General features: G+C 63.8%; 9 protein-coding genes and 3 pseudogenes. 8 read left to right on the forward strand and 4 right to left on the reverse strand.

The features are described from left to right. Both AHiyo1_RS26570 and AHiyo1_RS10250 read left to right on the forward strand, forming a co-directional pair. Window positions 1-257: phosphoribosyltransferase family protein (locus AHiyo1_RS26570; RefSeq protein WP_275937053.1), on the forward strand; the 257-nt coding region annotated here is incomplete at its 5' end. 67 nt (window positions 258-324) lie between these two features. Continuing rightward, window positions 325-1374: a thioesterase domain-containing protein gene (locus AHiyo1_RS10250; RefSeq protein WP_113990627.1), complete on the forward strand. Its 1050-nt coding sequence runs from the start codon at window positions 325-327 to the stop codon at window positions 1372-1374. A 10-nt stretch (window positions 1375-1384) separates the two neighbouring features. On the opposite strand, the gene AHiyo1_RS10255 is transcribed toward AHiyo1_RS10250, so the two are convergent. After that, window positions 1385-2062, reverse strand: a complete 678-nt coding sequence (locus AHiyo1_RS10255) for a tyrosine-protein phosphatase (RefSeq protein ID WP_059388501.1) — start codon at window positions 2060-2062, stop codon at window positions 1385-1387. A gap of 17 nt (window positions 2063-2079) precedes the next feature. Beyond that, entirely contained in the window at window positions 2080-2910 is an 831-nt protein-coding gene (locus tag AHiyo1_RS10260; RefSeq protein ID WP_113990628.1) for an HAD-IIA family hydrolase, read from the reverse strand. Between the two features lie 133 nt (window positions 2911-3043). Between AHiyo1_RS10260 and AHiyo1_RS10265 the strand changes: the two are divergent. From AHiyo1_RS10265 to AHiyo1_RS10275, 3 genes and pseudogenes are all read left to right on the forward strand, one after another. After that, window positions 3044-3732, forward strand: a pseudogene (locus AHiyo1_RS10265) (TrmH family RNA methyltransferase). 168 nt (window positions 3733-3900) lie between these two features. Beyond that, window positions 3901-4919 (forward strand): annotated as a pseudogene (fbaA, locus tag AHiyo1_RS10270) (class II fructose-bisphosphate aldolase). After that, complete coding sequence (locus tag AHiyo1_RS10275; protein WP_059388503.1) at window positions 4919-5338, forward strand: DUF3151 domain-containing protein; 420 nt, start codon at window positions 4919-4921, stop codon at window positions 5336-5338. Before fbaA ends, AHiyo1_RS10275 begins: the two are co-directional and overlap by 1 nt. A gap of 142 nt (window positions 5339-5480) precedes the next feature. Here the strand turns inward: AHiyo1_RS10275 and AHiyo1_RS10280 are convergent, their stop codons facing one another. Both AHiyo1_RS10280 and AHiyo1_RS10285 read right to left on the reverse strand, forming a co-directional pair. Continuing rightward, window positions 5481-6113 (reverse strand): hypothetical protein, encoded by a 633-nt coding sequence (locus AHiyo1_RS10280; protein ID WP_059388504.1) that lies wholly within the window; start codon window positions 6111-6113, stop codon window positions 5481-5483. A gap of 269 nt (window positions 6114-6382) precedes the next feature. Next, the gene (locus AHiyo1_RS10285; protein ID WP_059388505.1) at window positions 6383-8074 is read right to left on the reverse strand and encodes a phospholipase C; all 1692 of its coding nucleotides are present in this window, start codon (window positions 8072-8074) and stop codon (window positions 6383-6385) included. Window positions 8075-8447: 373 nt separating this feature from the next. Between AHiyo1_RS10285 and AHiyo1_RS10290 the strand changes: the two genes are divergently transcribed. The 3 genes and pseudogenes from AHiyo1_RS10290 to AHiyo1_RS24680 all read left to right on the forward strand — a co-directional run. Further along, complete coding sequence (locus AHiyo1_RS10290; protein ID WP_059388506.1) at window positions 8448-9737, forward strand: adenylosuccinate synthase; 1290 nt, start codon at window positions 8448-8450, stop codon at window positions 9735-9737. A 393-nt stretch (window positions 9738-10130) separates the two neighbouring features. Next, entirely contained in the window at window positions 10131-10685 is a 555-nt protein-coding gene (locus tag AHiyo1_RS10295) for an RNA polymerase sigma factor (protein ID WP_059388507.1), read from the forward strand. Beyond that, window positions 10682-11068, forward strand: a pseudogene (locus tag AHiyo1_RS24680) (hypothetical protein); the annotation flags it as partial. The gene AHiyo1_RS10295 and the pseudogene AHiyo1_RS24680, both read left to right, overlap by 4 nt.

An 11068-nucleotide genomic window follows, 5' to 3' on the forward strand; every position in this document is an offset into this window, starting at 1 on the left:
CCCAGAAGTCCTACGGCATGGGCCGCCAGGTTGAGGGTCCCTCAGTGGAAGGCCGGAACGTCGTGGTTCTCGAGGACACCTCCACCACCGGCGGCTCGGCACTGACCGCCGTCGAGGGCGTCCGCAAGGCCGGTGGCAACGTGGTGGCCGTGGCCGTCATCGTGGACCGCAACACTGGCGCCAAGGAAAAGATCGAGGCCGAAACCGGCGTGCCGTACCTCTTCGCCTTCGGCAAGGACGAGCTGGGACTCGACTAACTCTGCCAAGGCCGGGCGGGTTTGAGGGGACCGTGTGCCCGTCCGCCGAAGCGCCTAAGCTGGCTGCGTGAACTATCGGGCGGGGAAATTCCCTCGGAGGCAGCAGCGCTGGCAGGACCCGGGCTCCCTTGCCCGGGTGCTCCGCCAAGCCGCCGAGCTGAAGAGCTTTTCCCGCCGTTCCTTCCTGATTGGAGCCGGTGCTTCCACGGCCCTCGCAGCGGACATGCTGTTCACCCGCCAGGTCCAGGCGGAACGCCGCACCACCAAGATCCTCCCGGTAGGGGACGATTTCGCGGAGTCGTACTACCCCAACTCGAGTTGGATCCTCTTTCCCGGCTATAAGACGAGCTGGGAAGAGGCCCAATGGATCCTCAACTCGATCCGCGGTTCGCTCCGGCAGCGCGGCCAGATGGCCGCCGTCGGATACTCCAACCTGGGGATGGAAGTCACTGAGGTGGTGGACGCTGTGCTCGCCTATATCAATGAGCGCAAGCTGAACACCCTGTATTTCTACGGCCACAGTTTCGGCGGGATGTTGGCCACTGAGGTGGCCGCACGCCTGCGTGAACGCAACGTCAGCGTCAAGCTGATCCTGTTGGATTCCTCGCCGTTCAGTAAGTACGACATCCTCGACCAAAGCTGGTTCGACGGCGTCGTGTTCTTGTACGAGAGCGGCTTCCAGGTTCCGTCAGTCCTCCGCGGCGGCTATGAGCTGGGCGAGCGCGTGGTGAACAAGCACGAACGCACATGGGGGCAGATCTGGGACCAGACCTTGGAGCAGCTCTCGCCGATCGCGCCGTCGAGCGTGCTGATCCAGAGCGAATCGGACTACATCTACCACTTTGACGGCACACGGTTTGTCGACGGGCTGGGAGACACCCGCATGGCCTTTATCGGAAACCCGAACGATGACACCGTGAACTACGAAACCGCCCGGGCCGCGTGGGCCAAGGCATTCCCCCTCAACATCGCGTCCACGGGCCGCAGGACCGACGGCGCCCGCCCCGCCCATGCGAGCCCGCAGTGGAATCCCTTTATCTACAATCCGATCATTGAGGACCTGGAGAACGAGCTGTTTCCGCTGCCCCGGGCCGGCTCGCGGGTGGTGTTCTACTGACGGTGCCTCCCTACCTGCGCCGCAGTCCGTCCAGCTCGGAACCGCTGAGGCCTGCGACGCGCAAGTAATCCGCCGCGTCGCCGAACTCGTGCCCGAAACGGTCCAGGAAGTATTCCATCGCGGCTTCGGGGGATTGCAGCAGCATGAGCGAGGGACTGAATGCCTCCTCCGGAACCTCGGGGACAGCCAGCCGCCAAGCTGCTGACATGGTTTCCAGCATTGTGGGGAGGGCCGCGGTGCTTGCGGCGTAGTCCGCCACGACGGCCGCGCGGTCAGCGCCCGTCGCGAGGAGCGCCAGAGCGGATACGACGCCGGTGCGATCCTTGCCGAGCGAGCAGTGGATGAGCGTCCGCTTGCCTTGGGCCGCGGGACGCAGCGATTCGGCCACCCAATCCGGGCGGGCGCGAACCCACCCAAGGTACAGCTCGCCAAGGTCTTCGGCCGTGTGGATCGATTGGAGCCCAGCAGAAGCGGTACGCGGATCGAGGGGGTTCTCCACGAGCTCCACCGCGCCGTTGGCCAGTTGCCAGGGCACGATGGCGCGCTCGTACGCGCTCCGGAGATCCACGACGGCCTGGATGCCATGACGTTCCAGGAACGCGGCCGTCGCCGCGGTGTCCATGCCAAATGGCTGGCTGCCCCTCAGGATACGGCCACCGGCCAGGGACCGGAGGTTCAGCACAGCCATGGCACCGGCCCTTCTTCTTAGATCTGGTTTTTGAGGTCCGCTACCGAGTTCAGGACCTGGTTCGGCCGGAACGGGAAGGCCGCGATGTCCTCCCGCTGGGTGATGCCGCTGAGCACCAGGACCGTGTGCAGCCCGGCTTCCATGCCCGCGATGATGTCGGTGTCCATGCGGTCACCGATCATTGCCGTGGTCTCGGAGTGCGCGTCGATCTGGTTCATCGCGGAACGGAACATCATGGGGTTCGGCTTGCCCACAATGTAGGGCTCGCGGCCGGTCGCCTTGGAGATGAGCGCGGCGATGGCGCCGGTGGCGGGCATCGGCCCGTCCTTCGAGGGACCGGTGGCATCCGGGTTGGTGGCGATGAAACGCGCCCCCGCGAGGATCAGCCGGATGGCCATGGTGATCGCTTCGAAGGAGTAGGTGCGGGTTTCGCCGAGCACCACGAAGTCCGGGTTCTGGTCGGTGAGGATGAAGCCGGCCTCGTGCAGCGCCGTCGTGAGCCCTGCCTCACCGATGGTGTAGGCGCGGTTCCCGGACTCGGAGCCCTGCACCTGGTCCTTGAGGAACTGGGCCGTGGCCAGGGCCGATGTCCAGATGTTCTCTTCCGGGATTTCCAGGCCTGAGGAGCTCAACCGGGCTGCCAAGTCCCGCGGCGTGAAGATGGAGTTGTTCGTGAGGACGAGGAATCGCTTGGAGGTGTCCACCCAGCGCTGGATCAGTTCAGCCGCTCCGGGAACCGCTTGGTTTTCGTGGACAAGGACACCGTCCATGTCCGTGAGCCAGCATTCGATTTCGTGTCCGTTGCGGTAAAGGGCTGAGCTCTTGGGGGCCTCGGTTGCGTTCTCCATGCTTTTCCTCCGCGTAGTGGCTGCTTCTCGTCCCAAGTCTTTCATCTTTCGGTCTCCGAGACACCCGGGTGTCCTGCGTTACGGGGCCGGGTATCGGCGCCGCATGCGGCACTGGCCGGGCTAGGGTTGAGGAGTGACTGACCGGCCCCAGAACCCTGCCCCCACCGACCCGTCGTTCGTCTCCTCTAGCGAAGGGGAGTCCGAAGCGAAACCGGAGGTCGGCGTCGGGCCCTGGGAAGGCGACTGGCCGGAAGGCGAGCAGTGGACCCGGACCTCCTGGCGGACGGCGACCGCCGCAATGTCGTGGACAAGTACCGGTACTGGAAGCACGAGGCGATCGTCGCGGACCTGGACGCCCACCGGCACGATTTCCACATTGCCATTGAGAACTGGCAGCACGACCTGAACATCGGCACCGTAGTGCGTACGGCCAACGCGTTCCTCGCCAAGGAGGTCCACATCATCGGACGACGCCGGTGGAACCGTCGCGGCGCCATGGTCACCGACCGCTACCAGCACGTCCGCCACCACCCCACCGTGGAGGATTTCGTGGAGTGGGCGCAGGGGGAGGGGCTGGCCATCATCGGCATCGACATCTTCCCCGATTCCGTGCCGCTGGAAACCTACGAACTTCCGCGCAACTGCGTCCTTGTGTTCGGGCAGGAGGGCCCCGGCCTGACTCCCGAGGTGCACGACGCCGCCGTCGCCACTTTGTCGATCGAGCAGTATGGTTCCACGCGGTCCATGAACGCGGCGTCGGCCGCGGCCATCGCGATGCACGCGTGGATCCGCCGGCACAACTTCGGCCAGCGCGTGTCTTGAGCCAGCCTGTCCTGAGAGGACCCGGCGGCAAAAGGTCCGCAAGTGTTACCCGTCTCCGTGACCGGAAACACGGTGTCGGATTCTTCAGTCGCTAGGATGGTGCCTAGCCGTATAGGTCTACTCCAGGGTCAACAAAACCCACAGACGAAAATCAGCATAGGAGTCAGCATGCCCATCGCAACCCCAGAGATTTACTCCGAGATGATCGACCGCGCGAAGGCCGGTGGATACGCGTTCCCGGCAGTGAACGTGACCTCGTCGCAGACCCTGAACGCCGCCATCCGCGGCTTTGCCGAGGCCGAATCGGACGGCATCATCCAGGTCTCCACCGGTGGTGCTGCCTACTGGTCCGGCGCCTCCGTCAAGGACATGGTTGCCGGCTCCTTGGGTTTCGCGGCTTTCGCCCGCGAAGTCGCCAAGAACTACAACGTCAACATCGCCCTCCACACGGACCACTGCCCGCAGGACAAGCTGGCTGATTTCGTCCTGCCGCTGCTGGCCGCTTCCGAGGAAGCCGTCAAGGCCGGCAAGGACCCGATCTTCAACTCGCACATGTGGGACGGTTCGCACGAGACCCTGTCCGAGAACCTGCGGATCGGCCGCGAACTCCTGGAACGCGCAGCTGCGGCCAAGATCATCCTCGAGGTTGAAATCGGCACGGTCGGCGGCGAGGAAGATGGCGTCGAGAACGAGATCAACGAGAAGCTCTACACCACCACCGAAGACGCCCTCGCCACCATCGAGCACTCGGCGCCGGCGAGAACGGCCGCTACCTGACCGCCCTGACCTTCGGCAACGTACACGGCGTGTACAAGCCGGGCAACGTCAAGCTCCGCCCCGAACTGCTCAAGCAGATCCAGGCCGAGGTCGGTGCCAAGATCGGCAAGACCAACCCGTTCGACCTCGTCTTCCACGGCGGCTCCGGCTCCACCGAGCAGGAAATCGCTGACGCTGTTTCCTACGGCGTCATCAAGATGAACATCGACACCGACACCCAGTACGCGTTCACCCGCCCGGTTGCCGGACACATGTTCTCGAACTACGACGGCGTCCTGAAGGTCGACGGCGAAATGGGCAACAAGAAGACCTATGATCCCCGCGTCTGGGGAGCCTCCGCCGAAGCCGGCATGGCTGCCCGCATCGTGGAAGCCGCAAAGCAGCTCGGTTCGGTAGGCAAGACCTTCTAATGTCCGACGAATTCCGCAAGAACCTGATGGGCCCGGAGCCGACGCTTCTCCCTGCCGAGACCGAGGTGTACCAGCACCTTGCCTTGGGGCAGGAGGCCCTGGACCTCGTGGCCAAGTACCCCACGTCTTCGTTGCTGTGGGCGATCCTGGCCGAAGAAGCCTGGGCTGACGGCCGGACCATCGATTCCTATGCGTATTCCCGCGTGGGTTACCACCGCGGACTGGATTCGCTGCGGCGCAACGGTTGGCGCGGCGTCGGGCCCATCCCGTGGGAGCACGAGCCCAACAGGGGATTCCTGCGCGCCCTGTACTCCCTCGGCCGGGCGTCGGCCGCCATCGGCGAGGCTGAGGAACCGGAGCGGATCGAGAAATTCCTGAACGACTCCGATCCCGCCGCGAAGGCAGCGATCGAAGGCTAGGACAAGTGAATTAAACGCCGACGCGCCTCCCACTCAGGTGGGCGGCCGCCGTCGCGCTTTCCCCACCCAACTAACTCGCAGTTAATGTCGTTATGAGGCGTCATAACGACAACAAATGCGAGTCAGTTGGGTCGGGCGGGTCCTAGGAGACCGGGGTGAGGCCGGTCCGGGCCATGGCCTCGGCGTAGGCGCCATGAATGAGGTCCAGGTACTCCTGCTGGCGCGTGGGGGAGCCGGCGAAGGAACGCCCACCGAGCGAGCGGACCTTGAATGTCTTGAACCCGCGGCGGTGGATGCTCTGCGGAGCAGCCTTCATCAGCTGGTCTGCCAATCGATGGGCTTCATTGCCGTGGGCTACCAGCACGGACGTGCGCGGCACGATCGCCAGCAGGCGCAGGAGCGGTTTGAGGCCTTCGGTGATGTTGGCAGGAGTCAGCTTGCCCGGTTCGCCGTCGGGCTCGATCCACGGGTAGACGTTCCACGGCATCATGAGTTCGGGACGAAGGCCCAACTGCCACTGCATGCCCACCATGCGGGTGGTGGCATCCGCGTCACCCGGGACGATGAAGCCCGAGCCCTCCGTGGTGCGGGTGTTGGAGAAAAGGCTGATGATGCGGCACTCGTCAACGCTGTGGACGGGGTCCACGTAGAGGACTTCGCTGCCAGGCTTCTGTTCTTTGAGGGAATCGCAAAGCCCCGTGACCTCGGCGATGTGGGGTTCGAAACGTCGGTTCCAGAGCTGCTCTTCGCGTGTTTCAGTCGCCAGGTCTTGCATATGGGCTTGGGTCTCCTACGTGTAGCGAGGCGCACTTATCCGGCCGGGAGCGGTTTGCCGCGACCGGTCAGATTGGGTGCAGTGTTGGGGGCTGGTTAACTCTACCGGAACGGCGGTGAGCTGTGGGGTGAATCGGGACTTCTGTGGTGGGACTCTCGACGGCGGGAGCCGGCTTCCGGGCATGGACCGGGCCGTGCGCTAGGCCGTACGTTAACGGAAACGGCACCATCCCGATGCATTCGGGACGGTGCCGTTTCGGAAGTACCTTGCTACTGCTTGTTCTCGTTCTGGTCGTCGCTTTCCTTGGTCCGGGAGACCACGGTGCCGTTCGATTCGTTGAGGATAAGCTTCACGTCCCGCGCGTTGTCAAAGTTGAACATCGCGTTGATGGAGCCGGCCTTGGCGTCCGCCGAGGAGTCGCCGATCTGGCCGGTGTGCCAGTTGTCCTCGATGAAGCGAAGGATGGATGACTGGTCCGTCTGGGTGTGGTCCACGAAGTTCTTCTTCGCGAAGGGCGAGATCACCACGAGCGGCTGGCGGGGGCCGGGGCCGCAACGGTCCGCATAGCCTCCGGCCATCGGGACACCCTTGTTGTACGCGTTGAGGCACCATGCGGCGTCGTCAGTGGTGTTGGAGGAGTTCTTCACGCCAGCCGCGACGTGGTCGTACCAGCCATCGGAGTCATCGTAGGCGAGGACGATTGCGGTGTTTTCCCAGTTCTTCGAGTTCTGGATGGCGTTCACCTGCTGCGTGATGAACTTCTGCTCGTCCAGGGGATCGGAGTAGCCGGCGTGGCCGTCCTGGTAGTTACCCGCCTTCAGGAAGGAGACGGCAGGCATGTTGTCCGAGTTGACCACCTTCGCGAAGTCCGTGGTGTCGTACTGGTGGTTGGCCTGGCCGTTGTGTCCGATCTCGTCCACGCTGGCCGGAGCAAGGTGGTGGGGGTTGGACGTTGACTTGTAGTACTGGAACGGCTGGTGGTGCGGGTTGTAGTCAGTCACCGTGGCACCCGCGATGTTGGTGTGGGTGGTCATGCAGGCTGCCGGGGTGGTGTCCGTGGCCGGCGTCGTCGGGGCGAAGCCGCCCTGGAACCAGCCCCAGCTGACGCCCTTGTCGTTGAGCAGGTCGCCGATGTTCTTGCCCTGCATGCCGGCGAGGTTGTTCTTGCTTGCGTGGCTCTTGTTGGAGCAGTCGTCGTAGACCGGATCCGGGTCTTCCGTCATGGTGCCGACGCCGTTCGCGTCAGGGAACTTGACCGTGTAGTCGCTGCTTGCCGGCTTGACGGGCTGTCCGGCGGCGGTGAATTCGGTGACGCCGTGGGTCTGGCCGGACACGAGGTTGAGCGCGCCGGGGCTGGACGGGCCGAAAACGGTGCTGAAGTGTGAGTCGCTCATGGCGAAGTTCTGGGCGTAGTTCCAGATCCCGGTGACGGTGTTGCCGTCGTAGTAGTCCATGGTGAGCCCGGGACGCCCGAACTGGCCACCCGAACAGGTGTCCATGCTCGTGTTCTCGACGAACTTGTTCATCAAGCCACCGTTGTAGGCCTTTTGCTCCGCGGTGTATTCGTGGTCCTGGTCGCACGTGATTGCCTGGCCCGGAGTCAGCCGCTGGGGCTGGACCGAGTTGGGATTGTTAGGTGCCAAGAGCTTGTCGTTGGCGAGGGTGGCGATGTTTTTCGGCGTGTTCTTGGCCGCCGTGAACGCGGGAGCCGCTGCGCCGCTGCCTTGCTGGGTTTCGCCTGCCGTGTTGGCTGCCTGCGGATACGTCGCGAAGTAGTGGTCGAAGGAGACGTTCTCGCCGAAAATTACGACGACGTGCTTGATAGGCGTCGCGGTGTCCTTGTGGTCGTTATTGGCCGAGGCCGGCGTTAGGCCGAACCCGATCATGCCGGCAGCGATCGTGGATGCTGCGAGTGCGCTCACTCCTGCCGTTGACAAGAGCCGCTTGTTGCGAAAATTCATCGATTTCCCTTCAGATTCACGGAAGTGCCCGCTGGGGGTGAGGATTCACAAAGAATGTAGCCGCTCGCCTGGGGCCCGAGGGCCGTTTTGGAGGCCCGAAGCGGACTGTTTGGGAAGAGTTCACATTCTGCTCACGGGGAAGTTCGAGGGTGCCCTCCCTGTTTTCATGTCGCCTTCCGACCGTGTGACAACAGGTCCAAGAGCCGCATCGGCTAAACTTGGCTGGTAAGAGCCCCGGAACTCTTGCTGATCCCGCCGATGAACTTTTGCGAAAGTCTGCGGGCAGGACCGAAAGATTCGGGGCGTTCTCATGTACGGCGCTGAGCCTTGGTGATCCCGCCAGGACCGGCCCGAAAGAATGGGGGAGGATCCCATGCCAGCTATCGTGATCGTCGGAGCCCAATGGGGCGACGAAGGCAAAGGCAAAGCAACCGACCTGCTCGGTGGCCGCGTTGACTACGTGGTCAAGCCCAACGGCGGCAACAACGCCGGGCACACCGTTGTGGTGGGCGGTGAGAAGTATGAGCTCAAGCTCCTTCCTGCCGGCATTCTGAGCCCCAACGCGATTCCGATCATCGGCAACGGCTGCGTGGTGAACCTTGAAGCGCTGTTCCAGGAGATCGATGGCCTGGAAGCCCGCGGCGCAGACACCTCCCGATTGCGTGTCTCCGCGAATGCCCACCTCGTGGCGCCGTACCACCAGGTGTTGGACAAGGTCACGGAGCGCTTCCTCGGCAGCCGCGCCATCGGCACCACAGGCCGGGGCATTGGCCCGGCCTATATGGACAAGGTGGCCCGCCTGGGTATCCGCGTGCAGGATGTCTTCGACGAATCGATCCTCCGCCAGAAAGTGGAAGGCTCGCTGCGCCAAAAGAACGAGCTCCTGGTCAAGGTCTACAACCGCCGCAATGTGGTGGTGGACGAGATCGTGGAGTACTTCCTGTCCTACGCCGAGCGCCTGCGGCCGCTGGTCATTGACAGCACGCTGGTCCTCAACAACGCACTGGATGAGGGCAAGGTGGTCCTCATGGAGGGCGGCCAGGCCACGTTCCTGGACGTCGACCACGGCACCTACCCGTTCGTGACGTCGTCCAACCCGACCGCCGGCGGCGCGTCCGTTGGCTCGGGCATCGGACCCACCCGGATCTCGCGGTCCATCGGCATCATCAAGGCCTACACCACGCGCGTCGGCGCCGGCCCGTTCCCCACGGAGCTCTTCGACGAGATGGGCATGTACCTGCAGAAAACAGGCGGCGAGTTCGGCGTCAATACCGGCCGCCCGCGCCGCTGCGGCTGGTACGACGCCGTCCTGGCCCGCCACGCATCCCGCGTCAACGGCTTCACGGACTACTTCGTCACCAAGCTGGACGTCCTGACCGGCATCGAGCAGATCCCGGTCTGCGTGGCCTACGACGTCGACGGCGTCCGCCACGACGAAATGCCCATGACCCAGACCGAGTTCCACCACGCAGTGCCGATCTTCGAGTACTTCGACGGCTGGACCGAGGACATCACCGGCGCCAAGACGCTCGAAGACCTCCCCGAGAACGCCCGCCGGTACGTGCTGGCCCTCGAGAAGCTCTCCGGCACGCGCTTCTCCGCGATCGGCGTCGGCCCGGACCGGGACCAGACGATCGTGGTGCACGACCTCATCGAGGACTAGTCACCACAGCTAAATCACGACGTCGGCGGGTCGCCCTTTCAGGGGTGGCCCGCCGTCGTGCGTTCCGCGCCAAAAGGCACTCAAAACGCCGTCGGAAAAAACTTTTGGAATCCGCGTAACCCTTTGGGGTGCCCCGACGATTACCTCTTTGAAAGGCCGAGCTGAAATTTGTCCCCCATCATGTTTCAGCTCGGCCCTTTTCATGTCTGAAGGGGTTTCGTGGATGTGCAAAAAGTCCGGGAGAGGCAGGTCCCCGGAACCGAAGGCTGGTCCTTGGGCATAGCGGGAGCAGCGGTTAAGCTAGGTGAGGTTGCCCGGCCCTGCCGCGTTTGGGCGGCACCGAGGATCTCGCATGGATCCGGACATTCGCTCCCCAACGAAAGCCACGCTTCAGTGACCGACGCCTTGACCGATGCAGCATTGCTGGCCCTTCGCGGCCGCGAAGCTGAACTGTTCAGCGCCGTCTACCAGGCCTTTGCGGGCCAGGTGCTCGGCTACCTCACGGCGAAAGGTGTCTCGGATCCCGAAGCTGTCACACAAGACGTTTTTCTTGCCGTCCTGCCTCGCGTCGAGACGATCACGGGCGGCGTCAGCGGTCTGCGGACGTTCGTGTTCTCGGTGGCCCATGCCCGGATGGTGGATGACCATCGTCGGCAAAGCAGGGCACCTGAGCACCACGAGTTTGAACCTGAACGTGACACGCGCCAGTCGAATTCGGCAGAAGCCGAAGCGATGAACCGCGTGGCGCCCGGGGAAGTCATGGCGTTGCTGGACCTCCTTGGGGAAGATCAGCGGGAAGTCCTGACGCTTCGTATTGTTGCCGGTCTGACAGTTGACCAAGCAGCCGAAATCATGGGGAAAAGCCAAGGCGCAGTCAAACAACTGCAGCGCCGGGCGTTGAATTCACTCCGCGAGCACTCGGTAGTAAAGGAATACGTGGCACCATGATGCGTTGGGATTGCAAGGACATTGACCGCGACGCGGTCATCCTCGAGCTCATGCTTGAGGCTGGCCTCACGGACGCCCCTGAAGTCACGGATTCGTTGAAGGCACTGGAATCGTTTGCCTCCATGCCGGCGCCTGTCCCCGGGCCCGCGCTCGCGGCGATGTTGGCTGGCTCGGCTGTGGGCGAGACTCTTCCCCTCGACGAGCTCGGCAAGCGGCGTCAGTTGCGCAAGCATCGCCCCGCCGTTATTGGTGCTGCGGTCCTGACCGCCATGGGCCTGGGTGTTGGTGGCGTTGCGGCCGCGAGCGGCGGATTCAGCAAGGGAACGCCGGAATTCATGCAGACGCTGATCTCCGGCTGGGCGCCCGCTTGGACCACAGCTCCG

Source organism: Arthrobacter sp. Hiyo1 (assembly GCF_001263615.2).
GTDB lineage: Bacteria > Actinomycetota > Actinomycetes > Actinomycetales > Micrococcaceae > Arthrobacter.